Here is a 17,884-nt window from a genome sequence, read left to right on the forward strand (position 1 = left end):
CCATTTTTCTTGCTTGTATAAAATTCGAAACGGCATAGGACTATTTCCTATGCCGTTTCGGATTCATTTTCTATTCACGATCTTGTCTCTGAGTTTAACTTAATGACATTGTCCTAATGGGCAGCCTTTTTTGTATAGGGTTTGAACATTCTGTTATCGAACGTATGTGCTTGACTAGTATTGACAGGAGAAACGAAAGCATGCTAATAATATATAGACCAATCGTTATAATGAAGGTGGTGTTAATAAGTGCCGGGGAAAACGAATTCGCGTCAGTCTATTGTAGAGACAGCCTCTCGTTTGTTTTTCACACAGGGTTATCATGCTACTGGACTGAATCAGATTATTAATGAGAGCGAATGCCCCAAAGGCTCGCTGTACTATTATTTTCCGCATGGAAAAGAAGAACTGGCTTTAGAGTGTATCGAGCGGACCAAGCTTATCGTTATGGATGCATGGAAGTCCACATTCGCTTCGGAGCTGAACGTTGTAAAAGCCATTCAATTGTTCATTGCGACTGCTGCGGAGGATGCTGCGAAGGAGCAGTTCGAAGGCTTCATGCCCTTCAGCTTCTGGATGGCGGCCGAGACGTCCTGTATTAGCGATAAGCTTCGCACGGCATGCAAGCAAGTGCTGAGCAGCTGGCAGCTATTATTAACAGAAAGGCTGCTGCAAGAGGGGGTCAGTCCTTCAGTTGCGACTGAGCTGGGTACCGTGCTTATTTCCTTGATCGAAGGTGCTTTTATTATAACCCTTACGAATCGGGACAAGCAGCCGCTAATGAATGCAGCTAAGTATGTACCTTTACTATTACAGGGTATGAATGAGAACGAGACTTACTAGAGAACTATCAGGAGGATGGAAACCGTGCAAGCCACAAGTACACAGGAAACAATAGATCAGAGTGATAAAACATTCAAGGTTATGCCCATTATGGTAGCCTTGCTAATTAGCGGATTCATCGGGATGTTCAGTGAGACAGCGCTTAATGTAGCTCTTACTGATCTTATGCAGGTCCTGCAAATTTCGTATTCAACCGTACAATGGTTAACGACGGGTTACTTGCTTACATTAGGCATACTGGTTCCGATCTCGGGACTGCTGCTGCAATGGTTCACAACACGCCAGCTATTCATTGCTTCAGTCAGCTTCTCGATATTAGGCACGCTCGTAGCCGCGATGGCTGGCAGCTTCGAGGTATTACTCGTTGCTCGTGTGATTCAAGCAATCGGAACAGGCATTATGCTTCCACTAATGTTCAATACGATACTCGTTATTTTCCCAGCAGAAAAAAGAGGAGCAGCAATGGGAATCATCGGACTTGTCATTATGTTCGCTCCAGCTGTAGGGCCGACCATTGCCGGCATGCTTATTGAAAATTTAAGCTGGAACTGGATATTCTGGGTTTCACTTCCTTTTCTAATCTTATCGCTCATTAGCGGTGCTTTATTCATGCAGAATGTCTCGACCATAACGAAGCCTAAGGTTGATATTCTTTCTATTCTTTTATCCTCCTTCGGGTTCGGCGGAATTGTGTTCGGATTCAGCAGCGCAGGTGAGGGAGAAGGCGGATGGAGCAGCACGAAGGTCATTGCAGCTCTCATCGTAGGGATTGTGTCGCTCGTCCTGTTCTCCATACGTCAATTGACGATGAAGCAGCCGATGATGAATCTTCGCGCCTTCAAATATCCCATGTTCATCGTAGGGGTATTGATGGTGTTCATCTGTATGATGATTATTCTGTCCTCCATGCTGGTATTGCCGATGTACTTGCAGAATGGGCTTGCGTTATCTGCCCTCTATGCCGGGCTTGTCATGCTCCCTGGCGGTATTATCAACGGGATTATGTCTCCAATTATGGGGCGCTTGTTCGATAAATATGGTCCCAAATGGCTCGTTATTCCAGGCCTAGTGATTGTGGCTGCAGCACTCTGGTTCTTCTCCGGTATTACGACCGCTTCGACAATTGCACTCATAATCGTTCTGCATACTTTATTGATGATTGGTATTTCGATGATTATGATGCCGGCTCAGACGAACGGATTGAATCAGCTGCCAAGACAATTCTATCCGGATGGCACGGCAATCATGAACACGCTGCAGCAGGTTGCAGGTGCGATAGGCACGGCGCTTGCGGTAAGCATTATGACAGCTGGACAAGAGAAGTATATGCACACAGCGGCAGATGGCAATATGGCTAATGCATTGACTGCTGGGGTTCAGAATGCGTTCATGTTTGGTATGATCATGGCTGTAGTGGGTCTGATCGTTGCATTCTTCATTAAACGCGTTAATGTTAAACGTCATTAATTATCAATGAAATGAAATGAAGGTTCTGAATTCGGAGCCTTCTTTTTTTGTGGTATAGTTGGGCTGTAACGAAGACAGTCTCATACGCTTATGGTACGATAGAGCTATCATATCAACATAGGACGGTATAAGATGCTGTATTATTTCTTCTCGCTGCTCACGGCAGCTATCATTCTGCTGCTCAACAACCCGCGCAGCGAGACTAACCGTTGGGCAGCTTTCTTCTTATTTTGTGCCTCCATCGGAGGATTAAGTGATATAGCACGGGAGACAGGCTATTCGTCCTTATCCCATGCGGTTCAATTCATCAACCATACGCTGACACCTTACGGCGTGCTTGTATTCAGCATGGTGTATTCGGAGAGAGTGTCCTCCCGAGCAGTCAGATTGTATCTTAAGCTTGCGCTTCTTCTACCTGTAGTAATAATGCTCATGGTAACGCCGTTCAGTCCTGAGCTTCGTATGCCATTCGGACTCTTATTGATCTGGACAGCTCCCTATTACATGCTGTCCTGTTACTGGATGCTAGTTGCCATGTGGAAGGAGGAGAACCGCCGCAAAAGACGGAATCGATTCGTAGCGACAATCATCATTGTTCCTACTATCCTTGCGGTGCTGGTTCTTATTAATGTAGCGAAGGTGTTCGTTCCGGAGTTTGATTTCTTTCGCTATATTTCCTTATTCATCGTGTATTCACTTGTTGCTGCGCTGCTCTGTACGTTCGTATACGGCGTGCTTGGCGTCAAGCTGCGCTTCGAGAGCGATCCGCTTCAGAGCACGATGAAGGCTGTCAGCTCGGGTACCTCGCTGCTGAACCATTCCATTAAGAATGAAATTGGCAAGATCGCGATTAGCTCTCATAATTTGAAGCAATCGCTGCATGATTCGGATGATGAAGCTGCACAGCATTTGCGCATTATATCGAATGCATCTGAGCATATGCTGGACATGGTCTCCCGCATACATAGTCAGACGAAGGATATTACCCTGGTTGAGAAGCCTATCAGATTGGATCTGCTCGTCGATCAGGTGCTGCAGCAGCATACAGGGTATCTGGACGAAGCAGCTGTCGACGTTATAGCCACCTATGCTGTCCATCCATTCGTTAAGTGTGACTCCGTTCACCTTAGTGAAGCGTTAGGCAATGTTGTCATGAATGCAATAGAAGCGATGCCGGGGGGCGGGTCCTTGCAGGTTCACTTGGATACGGGACGAAAAGGCAGCATACGCTTATCCATTCAAGATAGCGGACAGGGCATTCCATCTGAGGTGCAAGGCCGCGTATTCGATCCCTTCTTCAGTACCAAGAAGCAAGCTCGCAACTTCGGATTGGGATTATCCTATGTGTATAATGTGATGAGGAAGAGCGGAGGCTCCGTAGAGCTAAGCAGTAAAGAGAATATAGGAACAAGCATTACGCTGCATTTTTCAAGTGGCAAAGTAGTTCATAGGATGGAGGGGTGACGTCTGAGTCATATCAGGGTGCTGCTGGTTGAAGATGATCCCGATTGGATTAAAGGGATGACGACTTTCTTGAACAAGGAAGAAGATATACTAATTGTAGGTGCAGCGACTACTTCTCAAGAAGCGATCCATCTGGCACAGACGCTTGCATTCGATGTGGTGTTGATGGATATTCAGCTTACCGACAACCAGTATGAGGGTATTTATACAGCGATAGAAATCCATCACATTCATTCCGCCAAAATCATTATGTTAACCTCGGTAAGCGATGAAGCCGTCATGACGCAAGCCTTCACAGCGGGCGCTGTGAATTATATTGAGAAGACGAACTTCAAGGAGCTGCCTCATGCGATTAGAAGCGCGTTCCATCATCCTGCAGCAATGGAGGCACTTCTTAAGGAATATACGAGGCTGAAGCGGGAAGAGCAGCTGAAGGAGCTGACCTCCGCGGAGAGGGAAGTATTCGAGCTGATCGAGGAAGGCTATACGCAATCACAGATAGAGAAGAAGCTGTATAAGGCAGAGAGTACATTGAAGAATCAAGTGAACAAAATGCTGAAGAAGCTTGGTGTCAAAAGCAGTAAGGAAGCAGTAGACAAGGTTAAGCGGAGAGGCTTGACTCATCAGCAGGAAGATAAGAGGTAGGGGTACTACGAATCGTAGTACCCTTTTTCTATGCGTACTATAGAAGTCAGTACTGATCAACCAATTGGCAATCATCTACAATGGTAGAGAGAGGAAGCGATGCAGGATGAACAATACGAAGCGATTACCTACACTCGATAAGCCTATTATTCTTCTAGTTGATGGCCATTGCCATCTCTGTCATTGGATAACGAAGTTCGTGATGAAGCATGATGAAGCGATGCGGTTTCAATTCGCTACTCTGCAGTCGGAGGCGGGGAGAGCGCTCCTGCAGGAAGCTGGCTTGCCGCTCGATGATCTGAATACATTCGTTATGGTAGCAGGTAAGCGCCACTACACGAAATCGGACGCTGCGTTTCGCGTATTTCGCAAGCTTAACGGCTTATGGCCGCTCCTATACGTTGGACTCATTATTCCTGCATTTATACGGAATGCTGTATATGACAAGATTGCAGCTGGCCGTTATCGCTGGTTCGGCAGAAGAGAGGAATGCTTGCTGCCAACCCCAGATGTAAGGAATCGGTTTGTAGAATCAGTAGAAGAGGTGAGGAAGCGATGAAGAGCAAGCCCATTTATGTAGAGCTTAAGATGAACACGACGATGGAGAAGCTATGGGAGCATACGCAGAATCCTCAGCTCCATCAGCAATGGGATTTAAGGTTCTCAGAGATCACCTATTTACCTCGCAGCGACCAAGTAAGCCCGCAGCGATTCCTTTATAAGACTCGAATTGGCTTCGGCCTGTCTATTGAAGGCACTGGCATGACGAAATCTAGAATCCATGCGAACACAGGCGAGAGAATATCGACCTTATCTTTTGCATCGGACCACAGAATGTCACTTATTAAGCAAGGGAGCGGATTCTGGAAGTATAGCGGGCATGAAGATAACGGCCTTACGTTTCTTACGCAGTATAATTACGGCACTCGATTCGGAGCCCTGGGCAAATGGTTCGATCGCCTGCTGTTCCGTCCGTTATTCGGATATGCGACAGCTTGGAGCTTCGATGCACTGCGATTATGGCTTGAGAAGCAGATTGCTCCTGCTATTAGCATTCAGCGGACACTGCTGCATAGCTTCAGCGTGCTGATCCTTGTTCTTCTATGGCTCTATCAGGGCATAGTGCCTAAGCTGCTCTTCCCGGAAGCCGGGGAGCTGGAAGTGATGCAGGAGCTGCATTGGTTCACTGGACATGAGGAGCTCATGCTTGTCTTACTAGGGATTACGGAGGCTGGAATTGGAGTCGCTGCATTACTCTGGCATAGGCGACCCTTTGTATGGAGAGCTCAGATTGGATTTCTCATTCTGCTTGCGGCAGGAGCACTCGTAGGAAGTCCTGAACTGCTTAAGCAGCCTTTTAATCCAGTAACATTGAGCGGCTCTATGATCGCCTTTTGTCTGATAGCAGCTTGGACGATCCGCGATCTTCCAGATGCCAGCCGCTGCAAGCGTCATGAATAACACTCTGCCAAGGGAGGAATCACGTATGAAATCGATATATGAAGAGGCTCTAGGAGCGGAATTCCAGAAGCTGCATCCCCGTATCCAGCAGCGATTCGGCTTCAGCAGCAAAGATCGGGTAGCATCCATAGGGCATGGTGTGATGAAGCGGATCTGGTTCTCCAAATGGGTTGCTATTCCACTGTTAGTTGGGAGCACCAGACATATTATGTTCCCACAAGGCGGAAGACAGATTCCGTTCACCATCGAGAACTTTGCTTACACGGACAGCTTCGGTCGAGAGACGGTGACCTGGATTCGGAAGTTCAAATTCAAGCGGGCGATTCGCTACTTCGATGCAACGATGGTCTACAGTCAAGAACGCAGTAAGATTGTAGATTATTTGGGCAATAAGCAGCATTTGGCGGTAGACTTGGAGCTGTCAGCAGCACCAAATGGCGGTATTCGCATCCGCTCAGGGGATCAACGGTTTTATGAAGGGCTGCTCCAGTTCCGATTCCCGAATCTGTTCACCGCGGTTGCAGAGGTGAACGAATGGTATGATGATCGCGAAGAAACCTATCGCATCACGGTAGAGGTTAACAATCCACTTATCGGAACGGTATTCCAATATGAAGGCTCATTCGATGCGCATTTCGTCGATACATTTCATGTTCCACTAGATGTTAAGCCGCTGAGGGAGGAGTGCAGAGAATAACGATGTTCAGATTTTGATAGTCTTGCGCAAAAGTTAGGATATAGATTCAGCCATACTTCCCTTATACTGTATTCAGAAACGATATAAAGGGGGATTGCTGTGGACAGCACGACGAAGATGAGACTGGAAGCCGATCAATTAAGCAGCATCGTGAAGCAGGCCTGCGGGGCTGGTCTAGCAAGCTTTAAGGAGCTAACGGACGGATGGGCGAATGCTGCGTATGATCTCCTTATGGATGATGGTCGAACCGCTATATTGAAGGTAGCTCCACCTGCGCAGATATCGACTATGAGGTACGAGAAGAATATAATGACCGCGGAAGTAGAAGTGATGCAGCTTATGGCAGGGATCATACCTGTTCCCCGCATATTCGCTCATGACAGCAGCTTAAGTCTTATCCGAGCACCCTATTTCTTGATGGAGCGGCTGGAAGGGAAGCCGTACAATCAGATAAAAGCAGCCTTAAGTGATGAAGAGCGTTCGGTAATCGAACACGAGCTTGGAGAATATAATGCTGAGCTCAACAGGGTTCGAGGGAAACGATTCGGTTATTACTCGGCAGATTTGCAGAATAGCAGCTCGAACTGGAAAGATGCTTTTGCCCATATGATCTCTGGCGTGCTTGCAGATGGAAGGGATGAAGGAGTCGAGCTTCCCGCTTCTTATTCGGTTATTGAAGCGGCTATCTCGGATCTGCTTGAAAGTCTGACAGATGTGAGAGAGCCCCATTTGCTGCACTGGGATTTATGGGACGGTAATGTGTTCGTGCATGAAGGGCGTATATCTGGAATAATCGATTTCGAGAGAGCTTTATGGGGTGATCCGCTCATGGAGCATTACTTCAGTCACTTTGGGGCGTCCGAGGCGTTCCTGCGGGGCTATGGCCAACCGAAGCTAGCAGAGAAAGAGCGGATAAGAAGGGGCTTGTATGACCTTTATCTTGATCTGATCCTCTGGATCGAATGCGCTTACCGTAAATATGAGGATCCTAACCACCTTGCGTGGGCACGAGACAATATAGAGTCAGGCTGGCAACGATTCATCAGCCTTCGCTGACTGCTGAGGCAGCATACATGGTATGGCGTAACCTTAGACTCATGGATGACGTCTAACTGGATTGCCGCGCTGCAAGCGCATAGAACGACGAATGAGCATCGGAGCGAACATGCTGCCCGCCATAGAAGCAAGAGTGGAATGGAAGGGCAGCAGAATCGCATAGTAGCAAGCCATTCCAGCAACGATGTCGATCATTACAAATTTTGTGATATCAGACTTTGTAATGACCATAACGACGAAATCTGTTTTGCCTCTCACTATATCAGCCTCCTGTTCTTGCCACTGTTCATTCTATTATCGCTCCGACTTGTCTCATTCAAGTAATTGCAGATTATAGCCTATTATTCATTGCTTATCGTGACTTCAATATTGCCTCTCGTTGCTTTGGAATATGGACATACCTGATGAGCAGCTTGAACAAGCTCGGACGCTGACGCTTGATCTACGCCCTTGATGGTGACTTGCAGCTGCACAGCAAGCTTATAGCCTTCATCGGCAGGGTCCTTCAATAAAGAGACATTCGCAGTTACCTCTGTTCCTGTAACTTCCTTCAGCTTCTTCCTTCCAATAACAAGCTGTAGAGCACTATCGAAGCATGCGGCATAGCCAGCAGCGAATAATTGCTCTGGATTGGTGCCAGCTCCTCCAGCCCCTCCTAATTCCTTCGGCATAGACAGCTCCAGATTAATTGCTTGGTCCGACGATACGACCTTGCCCTGTCTTCCTCCTACTACGGTAACGCTTGCTGTGTAAAGAACGCTCATGAATGTGGCCTCTTTTCTATACAAAATATAGTTAAAGGATGGATGAAAGGGGCTCGAATTATTCCACCCCATGAAGATTTTTGAATGGAGTATGCTTTTCAAAGCGAATAGATGAGGGTAAGAATAGGAATTAAATGCTTATTAGGCATTTACAGATGCTATAATGGAAGATCATGAGGCGGCACCACAACTATAAGACAACCAGACTGTAACAGGAGGACGATTGCGTTGCGCAAGAAAGAAATTAATGTGATTTACTTTTATTCGATTCATGTATGTCTTGTTATTGGACTAATAGGAGCGATATTCTCTTTTCTAGGCAAGCCCATTTCGCTCAAAACCTTATTCTCACCCAATATGAAAGTGGCTACCGTTGCCCACCGCGGCGCATCAGCCTATGCTCCCGAGCATACGATTCCATCTTATAGGTCGGGTATCAGATCCGGTGCAGATTATATTGAGATTGATCTGCAGATGACCAAAGACGGTGAGCTTATTGCCATGCATGATGAGACAGTCAGCCGGACAACCAATGGCACAGGCAGAGTATCTGCTCTAACACTCGAAGAAATTAAGCAGCTGGATGCCGGCTCCTGGTTCAATGAATTGCATCCGATCTACGCGAGAGATGAATTCGTGAATGAGAAGGTTCCCACGCTTAGAGAAATATTCGAAGCCTTCGGTGATGAGATTGATTATATGCTGGAGACCAAGGCGCCGGAGTACAATCCTGGGCTTGAGGAGAAGATGCTGGAGCTGATCGAGGAGTTCAAGTTAACAGACCATGTTGCCGTTCAGTCCTTCAGTAAGAGCAGCTTGGTCAAAATACATAAGCTAGATGCGGATATTGAGCTGTTTCAATTAATCTGGTACAACACCTCTGCCTTTATAAGCGCTGCACACTTGAAGGAAATCAAGAAGTATGCAACAGGAATAAGTCCTAACTTCCAGCAGATCAACGCGGCCTACGTGCAGAAGGTTAAGAATGCTGGACTGCTGGTCTTCCCGTATACGGTTAATTATCAGGTGAATATGGACAAAGCGCTGAGCTGGGGAGTGGACGGTCTGCACACGGATTATCCAGACCGATTCCGCGAGGTTATTGAGGAAGTCAACAACAGGCTATAAGCATAAGTATGGTGCATGGACATGAAGAGACTGCTAACACCACCTGCGGTGAGAGCAGTCTCTTTATTATCAGGTGAGCTCAGCAGCTACATACTGAGCGAATATTACGGGTACATTGAAGGCAGAGGATGACTGAAGGGAAGGGAGGAGTATTAGACCATGCAACAAGTCTCTTTACTCCGTGAAAAGAAATATAGAAAGCTAATATTCAGTACAGGAATTAGCTGGCTGTTCGATGCGATGGATGTTGGAATGGTATCCTTCATTCTCGCCGCACTCAGCTTAGAGTGGGGACTGGGCGCTGAGCAGATTGGATTATTAGTCGCCATCAACTCAATTGGGATGGCCGTTGGAGCTGCTGCTGCTGGCACTCTAGCCGATCGATTCGGCCGTAGAACGATTCTGCTGTGGACCCTTGTTATCTTCTCCGCTGCAAGCGGCTTATCTGCACTAGCTACCAGCTTTGCTGTGTTATGTGTGCTTCGATTCATTACGGGGATGGGACTAGGAGGAGAGCTGCCAGTTGCATCGACCTTAGTCTCGGAATCGGTGCCTGTGAAGGAACGTGGGAGAGCGATCGTGCTGCTGGAGAGCTTCTGGGCAGTTGGATGGATCGTTGCGGCGATTATTGCTTATTTCATTATTCCTCATTATGGTTGGAGGGTCGCCTTCGCCATTGGGGCTCTTCCTGCCTTCTATGCCCTGTATCTACGGCGTGCAGTGCAGGATTCTCCCCGCTTCACCTTGCATGGAAGCAAGAGGCTGTCGTTGAAAGCAAGAGTTGCATCGGTCTGGTCAGCGTCTTACAGGCGATCAACCATTACGCTATGGATATTGTGGTTCACGGTCGTATTCTCGTATTATGGGATGTTCCTATGGCTGCCGACAGTCATGGTGCTTAAAGGGTTTGGGCTTATAAAAGGATTCCAGTATGTTCTGATTATGACACTCGCTCAGTTGCCTGGATATTTCACTGCTGCTTATTTCATTGAAAAATTCGGACGCAAGTTCGTTCTTGTCATTTACCTGCTGTTCACTGCGGCTAGTGCCATATGGTTCGGGACAGCACAGACAGAAGGTATGCTCGTAGCAGCAGGCATTTGCTTGTCATTCTTCAATCTGGGTGCATGGGGTGCGATGTACGCCTATACCCCCGAGCTCTATCCGACTGCCATACGCTCAACAGGAGTTGGCCTGGCTTCGGCCTTTGGTAGAATCGGGGGTGTAATCGGTCCTTACCTGGTGGGGGTGATGGTTGCAAGAGAGGCGAATATTCAATCGGTGTTTATCGTCTTTTTTATCGCGATTCTCATTGGGGCTGCGACTATTCTATTCTATGGCAAAGAAACAAAAGGGGTCGACCCTGATCTCGCTGGACAAGCTTAGCAAACATTCATAGGTGGGTAGAGGCTGCTGCACGTCCAAGAGACGTGTATCGGCCTCTTTTGTTGTGCACATCTTTCGAGGAATTCAAGAAGGAGGTGTAAGTTTAGCAGATTTCGGTTATGTAGTAGTAGGTGCATGCTTCTTGAAGCCAATACAGCCTCCTATTACAGAAAGGATGATACCTATGGAATTGTTTCTAGCTATACTGGGGCTGCTCGCGCTAATTGCATTATCGAATGTTATCCATCGCGTGATACCGCTCGTTCCGATTCCACTCATACAAATTATGCTAGGAATCATGATGGTTATCGTGCCGCTTGATATGGAAATTAAGCTTGAACCGGAGCTGTTCTTTGTCATGTTCATTGCACCGCTTCTGTTCAATGATGGGACGAGGATACCGCGTGATGAGCTATGGAAGCTCAAAGCTCCAATATTGCTGCTAGCCGTTGGGCTTGTATTCGTGACGGTGGTCATTGGCGGTTATATGATCCACACGTTGATTCCAAGCATTCCGCTTCCAGCAGCTTTCGGACTAGCGGCTATATTGTCTCCCACAGATGCCGTATCCGTTGCAGCTATATCCGCACGATTGAAGCTGCCGAAGCGGATTCAACGATTGCTGGAGGGGGAGTCATTAATGAATGATGCATCAGGGCTTGTTGCATTCAAATTTGCGATAGCTGCAGCCGTGACGGGTGCTTTTTCCGCATGGGAAGCTTCCTTGAGCTTCGTTGTTATCTCACTAGGCGGATTGATCTTTGGGGCTATAATGGCGATGCTCTTCATCGGGCTGCGTCTCCTTTTGAGACGATTTGTTCTTGAGGATGCGACCGTACATATGCTGATTATTATTCTGACGCCGTTCTCCCTGTATATACTGGCGGAGGAGCTTGGATTATCCGGCATATTGGCTGCTGTAGCAGGCGGGATTGTTCATGCGATAGAGAAGGATCATTCGCGGACGGAGATGCTTGAGCTTAAGAAAGTGTCTGACAGCACATGGTCCGTTATCGTATTCGTGCTCAACGGACTCGTCTTTCTCATACTTGGTCTTCAGGTTCCAGAGGTCATGAATGCTATATTCGAGAATGAAGCGTACAGCAATAGTCATGCCATTGGCTATATCGTGCTCTTGTATGCCTTATTAATTGCGATTCGATTCGTATGGTTATATCTGGCTAGTCGGTTGCGGTGGAAGGTCGTCTTCGGCCAAGAAGAGGCCAGCGCACAGCTTCCGCTGAAGTCACTGCTGATCTTGTCAGTATCCGGCGTTCGGGGAGCCATTACACTTGCCGGAGCTTTCTCCATACCGCTGTTCTTGGACAATGGCGAGCATTTTCCACAGAGGGATCTTATTATATTTCTAGCTGCTGGAGTAATTCTGCTCTCCCTCTTAGTTGCAAGTGCTGCGCTGCCGCTTCTTACTCGAAAGACCAAATCAGGGCCTTCTGGTTGATCGGTAAGCTGTCTACGGAGACTAACTCAGATGGGGAAAATAAGGTGTGTGGACTTCACAAGCTTTATCCGTCTTGAAGAATGAGCAAACGCCGCACCATCCATTAGGAGGGTGCGGCGTTTGGTCGTCTATCCACTATTAGGCCGACTTCTATATGAGTTATGCTTTATCAGCCGAAGCTGATGGGGATAGCAGCAAGTCCTGAACCTGCTTCCACTGCGCCAAATGCTGCTCAAGCTGCTGGATTAGCAGACTAACATCACTTCTGAATGCTTCACTATTCTGATCTGATACGCTAGATACAGATTGGATGACATCCTCAGTCAATGGTGAACCTCCAGGGATATTAGCGAGCAGCTGGTGGAGCACGCCTTCGATTGCTGTTCCTGCAACGGCAGCAGGTGAAACAGCTGGAGTAGGCGAAGACGTGTCCTCCTTCATACTCTTGTCCTTCTTCACGACCTGCGGCTTAGGTTCGACTGGCTTAGCTTTCTCGGCTTTATTATGCTGGTAGACCGACCAAGTCTCGAGCAGGCCAGGGCCGCTCTTATACAACAATTTGTCCTTGGTTGCCGCAGACAGCTCTTTGTCCTTGAACAAACGGGCTATCTTCTTCACATCGCTGACCGGCATCTCATCTCTTGCCATAATGAGAGCTAGCGGATCGCGATGCTCGATGGGAAGATCCTTAAGAGGAATGAGTTGATCCTCTGTCAGCTTATCTTTCTTAATCTCGCTGCCGCTAATAATCAGTTTCTTGACAGCATTGCTGAATTTAAGGAGATCACATTTGTTCTTTATGTAAGCTTCAGGCTTGCCGAATTTGCTGGATAAGTATTTGGTAGATCTGCTGAACTTCGGATCATTCATCAGCTTGTTGAAGGCCTCGGCTTCCTCAATAGGGGAGAAGCCCTCGCGAGTTAGATTCTCGGCTACTTGCTCCAAATAAATCTCCAGCTCGTCCGTTACTTGAGATACGATACAAGGGATATGGGAATGACCAAGCGTTACACAGGCTTTGTAGCGTCTATTGCCATAAATGATCTTATAACGCCCGTTATCGATTGTTCTTACTTTGATCGGTGATAATAGTCCGATTTCTTCGATATTTCTCATTAGCTCTAGTAAAGCTTCCTCATCGAATTGGTATCTGGGTTGATCGCTATCTTCATCAATAAGTGCAGTTGGAAGTTGAATGATATCCATATTCTAATATATTCTCCTGTCGTTCGCTTAAGCAGCGTGATCTATCTATTATAGCATGCGGGTGCAGCATTTTATAATAGAGTAGGGGGAGAGTTCCTGCGAATTGTACATTCAAGAGTAGGGTTGCAGAGACACTTATTGACGAATTCAGTTTCCAATGTTAGTATACAGGTATTCCAACAAGAATAGTTGGTTTAATAACAATTAGCAGCTATGCTTTCTAGTCCACTAGAGGCGTGCATGACCGATGAATCATTGGTGTATGGCGTCTTTTTTTACATGTTCCTACTTGAGAAGGAGAGATACTTATGAGTTCGAATGCTTCCTTGAACCATTCTGAGAGCAAGAATCGTGATTATGACGCTCAAGTCACGAGCAATCGCATTCCGGAGTACCCCGTTAACCCGCTCATTCTGAATCGCTGGTCACCTCGTTCCTACTCAAGCAAGGAGGTTTCTCGCGAAACCTTATATACGGTGCTCGAGGCTGCTAGATGGGCACCTTCATCAAGCAATTTGCAGCCATGGAGATTCTATACGGCCGTTACACCAGCCGAGCATGAGCTCTTCAAGGCCTTCATTAATCCTCGGAATCGTCTATGGACCGACCAAGCACCAGTGCTTCTGCTAGTAGCCTCTACCCGATTGAAGGATAATGGTGAACCACATAGCTCTCACGCCTTCGACACAGGCGCTGCTTGGGCGACGCTGGCTCTGCAAGCGCGGCTACTAGGATTGTCCACCAGAGCGGTTGGAGGCTTCGATCATGCAATCGCCCGCAAGCTTCTGCAGGTGCCTGATGTCCTTGAACTGCATGCGGTTATCGCGCTTGGCTATCAAGGCTCGGCTGATGAGCTTGATCCTGCTTATCAGGAATTGGAGAAGCCAAACAGCCGTCGCCCCATAAGCGACAGCATACTGCCTATACCGAATCAATCCTAGATATAAGGCGAACTATAATAACGAGGTGACAACGATGGGAGACCTATTCAGACTGGCAACACCAGCGGATGCCGAGAATTTGCTTCAAGTAACGTATGACGCTTATGTGACTATCCGGGAGCTTGAGCTGCACTGGCCGGCTGCGAATGCAGACTTGGCGCTTATCGAGGATAATATTTCGAAGAATGACTGCTTCGTTCTTGAAAGTGATGGCCTTGTTCGAGCAACCGTAACGTTGTCGAAGACGGATGATCTCAGGCCCATTACAGATCTGCCATTTATTAAGTGGTTCGCTGTCGATCCTGCCTCGCAAGGCAAGGGCTATGGAGGAAAGCTGCTGGATTGGGTAGAAACGTCCATCATTCGAGATAAGCTTGGTGCTCCGGCTCTTACACTCGCAACAGCAGAGAAGCATCCATGGCTGCTGCCGATGTACGAGAGAAGGGGATATGAGCGTATCTACTCGTTTGATCCAGGCAATGGTGACGGGATCATGCATGTATTGCGTAAGATTGTGAATCCTGATCAATTCCAAAGCTACTTAAAGGATAATACAGCTGAGGAAGCCGCTCTCTAGCTGCAATTAGAGCATTCCACTCATTGGGTTGCACCTATATGCTGCTAGGGAATGATCATAATGGCTTGGCATAGCAATGCCGAGGTTTGCCGTCGTACATGCTCCGTGTGAACCGGAGGGTTAACCCAGCACTTTCGAGGTTCCTGATGCTTGCCTGATTGTCTGGGTGAACGGTCGAGTAGAGGAAGCGACAACCGCTCTCCCGGGCACGTGACTCACGCAGCCGATGGAACAATCGCTGCAGCCCTAGACCGCGCACAGATTCGTGCACAATCGTAGCATCCAGCACGGCGACATACGGCAATTCTGTATCTGGCAGCCCAAGCTCATTTCCAAGATTCCCGCTACTAAGCCCAGGGAACGCTAGAACGGTATAGGCTACGAGCTCTTCACCTAGATAAGCACCATAAATTTCTCCGTTGTGCTCGATAAGAAGACTTAGGCTCTCTTCATCGTCCATCGCGAACAGTTCCTGTGAGGGAAGACGGGACACAACGTCCGTCATAAGAGCCTGTATAAGCGTGACTTCTGCATGCTTCATACGGCGAATTTCGATAGGCATACCTTCTCTGTTATACATCTCTAAATCTCCTTCCCATACTTTTCGAGTGATTCATAGCATGATGTTCAGTTATTAATCGCAGCTTCACTCATCGTATCAAAGGAATGATTGTACGCCTAGTCGTAAGAAGTACAATCGTAAACAGACGAGAACAGGGCAGCCCATTGCTGGGCAGCCCTGTTTGTTTGTGATATAAGCAACATAAATAATATTATGTTAACTAATTTGCGAATCCCACTCATTCACTGTTCATTACTGCTGCGGGAACCCAATAAGTACTTATTGATTCTGGCTACATTAACGATGCCAACTAGATTAATGAACAATAGAATAATTCCCTCAGCATGCGAGATTGTACCATCATAGGCGAACAATATGATCGTGAATGCTGACAGCCACAAGTTAAGATGGATATACCTCGATAGGATCTTCACTTGTCACAACACACCCCTTTCCCATCTCAGCTCCAGTTACAGAACTGTCCTTATGAACTAAGTGTACCGCTTTCATACATCTATACGCAAAACGTAATTTTTGGTGTTTATTGGGCGGGCAAAATAACTTAATCACCCTTAGCGGAAGTCAGCATAACATACAACAATAATTCCTATTGCATTAGTATCCATTAACGAAGGGATTGATTGAGCTATGGGGAGAGAGTTCATAGAGCTATTCGACAAATGGTCAGAGGATTACAATCAAACTGTCACGGGTCACGATATAGAGTACAGAGAAGTATTCAAAAATTATGATGCCATACTGGATGCTGTAGCTTCTAGGTCGAGCGGTACGGTTATTGAATTCGGAGTAGGTACAGGCAATCTAACGGAAAAGCTGTTGAGTCAAGGCAGAAAAGTATACGGCATCGAGCCATCAGCCGGCATGCGTGAACAGATCGGGAAGCGGGAGCTGGACGTGATCCTGCTAGACGGAGATTTTCTTCAGTTCCCACATGTTCCAGAGCGAGTGGATTCAATTGTGAGCACCTATGCCTTCCATCATCTGACGGATGAGGAGAAGGAGCTTGCGATCGCAAGCTATGAGAAGCTGCTCGGCAAGAGCGGAAGAATCATATTTGCAGACACGGCATTCCGTCACGCTGAGGATCGAGAGCAGACGGAAGCAAGTGCGGAAAAGTCGGGTTACCTCAATCTTCTTCATGATCTAAAAACTGAATATTATACAACCTTAGATAAATTAGAGGCTATGTTCACCAAATATGGCTTCACTGTTACGTTCAGTAAGCTAAATCGCTTCGTATGGTTAATGGAGGCTGTCAAGCACAGGGATGGAGGCGAGCGCAATTGACCGTATATCGCCGTGTGAAGGATATGATCGGACATACGCCACTCGTTCAGCTAAGTGCATTCCCGCTTCCGCCTAAAGTACAGCTATTCGCTAAGCTTGAGTTTCTTAATCCAGGAGGCAGTGTGAAGGATCGTCTCGGTCAGAGTCTGCTTGAGGATGCCTTCGAGAAGGGTTATCTGCAGCATGGGGGCACTCTTATTGAAGCAACCGCGGGCAATACAGGAATCGGACTTGCCTTGGCCGCAGTTGGCAGAGGCATATCGGTTATTTTCGTCGTTCCTGAGAAATTCAGTGTCGAGAAGCAGCAGCTGATGATTGCGCTGGGCGCTACAATCGTTCATACTCCCACCTCCGAAGGCATGACGGGTGCTATTCGTAAGTCAGAAGAGCTCTTGACTCTCGTTCCTGGCTCTTATAGCCCCCGTCAATTCTCCAATCCAGTGAATCCCGACACGTATTATAAGACATTGGCTCCAGAGCTATGGGACGAGATGAATGGTCAGATCGATATCTTCGTGGCGGGGGCTGGCTCTGGCGGCACCTTCATGGGAACGGCGAGGTACTTGAAAGAGAAGTGTCCCCATATGAAGACGGTTATTGTAGAGCCGGAAGGGTCCATTCTAGGGGGAGGACTACCGCGCTCCCACAAAACGGAAGGTATAGGTGTCGAGAAGCTGGCCCCCTTCATGGACACTGCTTATTTCGACGCTGTACACACGATTAGAGACGAAGACGCTTTCACCCGAGTGAAGGAGCTTGCTCAGCTAGAGGGCTTGCTTGCAGGCAGCTCTTCGGGAGCAGCGCTGCATGCTTCCTTATTGGAAGCGGCACAGGCGGAGCCGGGAAGCCGCATCGTGACTGTTTTTCCTGACGGCAGTGACCGTTACTTGAGCAAACAGATCTACAACGGGGGGATATAG

Annotated in this window: 20 protein-coding genes; 15 read left to right on the forward strand and 5 right to left on the reverse strand. The window is 47.6% G+C overall.

Annotation, left to right across the window (positions count from 1 at the left end; genetic code table 11):
• The first annotated feature begins 249 nt into the window (after nt 1-249).
• From AC6ESP_RS18555 to AC6ESP_RS18590, 8 genes are all read left to right on the forward strand, one after another.
• Nucleotides 250-843, forward strand: a complete 594-nt coding sequence (locus AC6ESP_RS18555) for a TetR/AcrR family transcriptional regulator (RefSeq protein ID WP_497098225.1) — start codon at nt 250-252, stop codon at nt 841-843.
• Between the two features lie 81 nt (nt 844-924).
• A complete protein-coding gene (locus AC6ESP_RS18560; RefSeq protein ID WP_497098354.1) occupies nt 925-2,310 on the forward strand; it encodes a DHA2 family efflux MFS transporter permease subunit in 1,386 nt (461 codons plus the stop codon).
• Between the two features lie 132 nt (nt 2,311-2,442).
• Nucleotides 2,443-3,774 carry a sensor histidine kinase gene (locus tag AC6ESP_RS18565; protein ID WP_497098226.1) on the forward strand — a complete coding sequence of 444 codons (1,332 nt, stop codon included), beginning with the start codon at nt 2,443-2,445 and terminating at the stop codon, nt 3,772-3,774.
• Between the two features lie 3 nt (nt 3,775-3,777).
• Nucleotides 3,778-4,419, forward strand: coding sequence for a response regulator (locus tag AC6ESP_RS18570; protein WP_497098355.1), 642 nt, complete (start codon nt 3,778-3,780; stop codon nt 4,417-4,419).
• Between the two features lie 106 nt (nt 4,420-4,525).
• Nucleotides 4,526-4,978 (forward strand): thiol-disulfide oxidoreductase DCC family protein, encoded by a 453-nt coding sequence (locus AC6ESP_RS18575; protein WP_497098227.1) that lies wholly within the window; start codon nt 4,526-4,528, stop codon nt 4,976-4,978.
• Nucleotides 4,975-5,880, forward strand: coding sequence for a DoxX-like family protein (locus AC6ESP_RS18580; protein ID WP_497098228.1), 906 nt, complete (start codon nt 4,975-4,977; stop codon nt 5,878-5,880). The genes AC6ESP_RS18575 and AC6ESP_RS18580 overlap by 4 nt, the downstream gene beginning before the upstream one ends.
• A 25-nt stretch (nt 5,881-5,905) precedes the next feature.
• Nucleotides 5,906-6,577, forward strand: a complete 672-nt coding sequence (locus tag AC6ESP_RS18585; protein WP_497098229.1) for a DUF4166 domain-containing protein — start codon at nt 5,906-5,908, stop codon at nt 6,575-6,577.
• Between the two features lie 99 nt (nt 6,578-6,676).
• Complete coding sequence (locus tag AC6ESP_RS18590; RefSeq protein ID WP_497098230.1) at nt 6,677-7,633, forward strand: phosphotransferase family protein; 957 nt, start codon at nt 6,677-6,679, stop codon at nt 7,631-7,633.
• A 39-nt stretch (nt 7,634-7,672) separates the two neighbouring features.
• Here the strand turns inward: AC6ESP_RS18590 and AC6ESP_RS18595 are convergent, their stop codons facing one another.
• A complete protein-coding gene (locus AC6ESP_RS18595; RefSeq protein ID WP_497098231.1) occupies nt 7,673-7,891 on the reverse strand; it encodes a hypothetical protein in 219 nt (72 codons plus the stop codon).
• 83 nt (nt 7,892-7,974) lie between these two features.
• Nucleotides 7,975-8,397: an organic hydroperoxide resistance protein gene (locus AC6ESP_RS18600; RefSeq protein WP_497098232.1), complete on the reverse strand. Its 423-nt coding sequence runs from the start codon at nt 8,395-8,397 to the stop codon at nt 7,975-7,977.
• Nucleotides 8,398-8,625: 228 nt separating this feature from the next.
• On the opposite strand from AC6ESP_RS18600, the gene AC6ESP_RS18605 reads away from it, so the two are divergent.
• The 3 genes from AC6ESP_RS18605 to AC6ESP_RS18615 all read left to right on the forward strand — a co-directional run bounded on the left by AC6ESP_RS18605 (nt 8,626) and on the right by AC6ESP_RS18615 (nt 12,370).
• Nucleotides 8,626-9,525, forward strand: coding sequence for a glycerophosphodiester phosphodiesterase (locus AC6ESP_RS18605; RefSeq protein ID WP_497098233.1), 900 nt, complete (start codon nt 8,626-8,628; stop codon nt 9,523-9,525).
• A 159-nt stretch (nt 9,526-9,684) separates the two neighbouring features.
• Nucleotides 9,685-10,911: an MFS transporter gene (locus tag AC6ESP_RS18610; RefSeq protein WP_497098234.1), complete on the forward strand. Its 1,227-nt coding sequence runs from the start codon at nt 9,685-9,687 to the stop codon at nt 10,909-10,911.
• A 184-nt stretch (nt 10,912-11,095) separates the two neighbouring features.
• Nucleotides 11,096-12,370, forward strand: a complete 1,275-nt coding sequence (locus AC6ESP_RS18615; protein ID WP_497098235.1) for a Na+/H+ antiporter — start codon at nt 11,096-11,098, stop codon at nt 12,368-12,370.
• A gap of 159 nt (nt 12,371-12,529) precedes the next feature.
• Here AC6ESP_RS18615 and AC6ESP_RS18620 read toward each other — a convergent pair whose 3' ends face one another.
• A complete protein-coding gene (locus tag AC6ESP_RS18620; protein WP_497098236.1) occupies nt 12,530-13,576 on the reverse strand; it encodes a ParB/RepB/Spo0J family partition protein in 1,047 nt (348 codons plus the stop codon).
• Between the two features lie 308 nt (nt 13,577-13,884).
• Between AC6ESP_RS18620 and AC6ESP_RS18625 the strand changes: the two genes are divergently transcribed.
• The gene (locus tag AC6ESP_RS18625; protein WP_497098237.1) at nt 13,885-14,517 is read left to right on the forward strand and encodes a nitroreductase family protein; all 633 of its coding nucleotides are present in this window, start codon (nt 13,885-13,887) and stop codon (nt 14,515-14,517) included.
• A gap of 34 nt (nt 14,518-14,551) precedes the next feature.
• Entirely contained in the window at nt 14,552-15,094 is a 543-nt protein-coding gene (locus AC6ESP_RS18630) for a GNAT family N-acetyltransferase (protein WP_497098238.1), read from the forward strand.
• Nucleotides 15,095-15,149: 55 nt separating this feature from the next.
• Here the strand turns inward: AC6ESP_RS18630 and AC6ESP_RS18635 are convergent, their stop codons facing one another.
• Both AC6ESP_RS18635 and AC6ESP_RS18640 read right to left on the reverse strand, forming a co-directional pair.
• Nucleotides 15,150-15,674, reverse strand: coding sequence for a GNAT family N-acetyltransferase (locus AC6ESP_RS18635; RefSeq protein ID WP_497098239.1), 525 nt, complete (start codon nt 15,672-15,674; stop codon nt 15,150-15,152).
• Nucleotides 15,675-15,898: 224 nt separating this feature from the next.
• A complete protein-coding gene (locus AC6ESP_RS18640; protein ID WP_497098240.1) occupies nt 15,899-16,090 on the reverse strand; it encodes a hypothetical protein in 192 nt (63 codons plus the stop codon).
• 214 nt (nt 16,091-16,304) lie between these two features.
• Here AC6ESP_RS18640 and AC6ESP_RS18645 point away from each other — a divergent pair, with 214 nt between their 5' ends.
• Together AC6ESP_RS18645 and AC6ESP_RS18650 are read left to right on the forward strand one after the other, a co-directional pair.
• Nucleotides 16,305-16,964 (forward strand): class I SAM-dependent DNA methyltransferase, encoded by a 660-nt coding sequence (locus AC6ESP_RS18645; RefSeq protein WP_497098241.1) that lies wholly within the window; start codon nt 16,305-16,307, stop codon nt 16,962-16,964.
• On the forward strand, nt 16,961-17,884 hold the full coding sequence (locus AC6ESP_RS18650) for a PLP-dependent cysteine synthase family protein (RefSeq protein ID WP_497098242.1): 924 nt from the start codon (nt 16,961-16,963) through the stop codon (nt 17,882-17,884). The genes AC6ESP_RS18645 and AC6ESP_RS18650 overlap by 4 nt, the downstream gene beginning before the upstream one ends.

It is taken from the genome of Paenibacillus xinjiangensis, assembly GCF_059686975.1.

Bases quoted from the DNA above. Each gene is read 5' to 3' on its own strand.
- AC6ESP_RS18645 (WP_497098241.1), top strand. From the start codon at position 16,305: ATGGGGAGAGAGTTCATAGAGCTATTCGACAAATGGTCAGAGGATTAC.
- AC6ESP_RS18585 (WP_497098229.1), top strand. From the start codon at position 5,906: ATGAAATCGATATATGAAGAGGCTCTAGGAGCGGAATTCCAGAAGCTG.
- AC6ESP_RS18575 (WP_497098227.1), top strand. From the start codon at position 4,526: ATGAACAATACGAAGCGATTACCTACACTCGATAAGCCTATTATTCTT.
- AC6ESP_RS18630 (WP_497098238.1), top strand. From the start codon at position 14,552: ATGGGAGACCTATTCAGACTGGCAACACCAGCGGATGCCGAGAATTTG.
- AC6ESP_RS18600 (WP_497098232.1), bottom strand. From the start codon at position 8,397: ATGAGCGTTCTTTACACAGCAAGCGTTACCGTAGTAGGAGGAAGACAG.
- AC6ESP_RS18610 (WP_497098234.1), top strand. From the start codon at position 9,685: ATGCAACAAGTCTCTTTACTCCGTGAAAAGAAATATAGAAAGCTAATA.
- AC6ESP_RS18635 (WP_497098239.1), bottom strand. From the start codon at position 15,674: ATGTATAACAGAGAAGGTATGCCTATCGAAATTCGCCGTATGAAGCAT.
- AC6ESP_RS18620 (WP_497098236.1), bottom strand. From the start codon at position 13,576: ATGGATATCATTCAACTTCCAACTGCACTTATTGATGAAGATAGCGAT.
- AC6ESP_RS18625 (WP_497098237.1), top strand. From the start codon at position 13,885: ATGAGTTCGAATGCTTCCTTGAACCATTCTGAGAGCAAGAATCGTGAT.
- AC6ESP_RS18580 (WP_497098228.1), top strand. From the start codon at position 4,975: ATGAAGAGCAAGCCCATTTATGTAGAGCTTAAGATGAACACGACGATG.
- AC6ESP_RS18565 (WP_497098226.1), top strand. From the start codon at position 2,443: ATGCTGTATTATTTCTTCTCGCTGCTCACGGCAGCTATCATTCTGCTG.
- AC6ESP_RS18615 (WP_497098235.1), top strand. From the start codon at position 11,096: ATGGAATTGTTTCTAGCTATACTGGGGCTGCTCGCGCTAATTGCATTA.
- AC6ESP_RS18560 (WP_497098354.1), top strand. From the start codon at position 925: ATGCCCATTATGGTAGCCTTGCTAATTAGCGGATTCATCGGGATGTTC.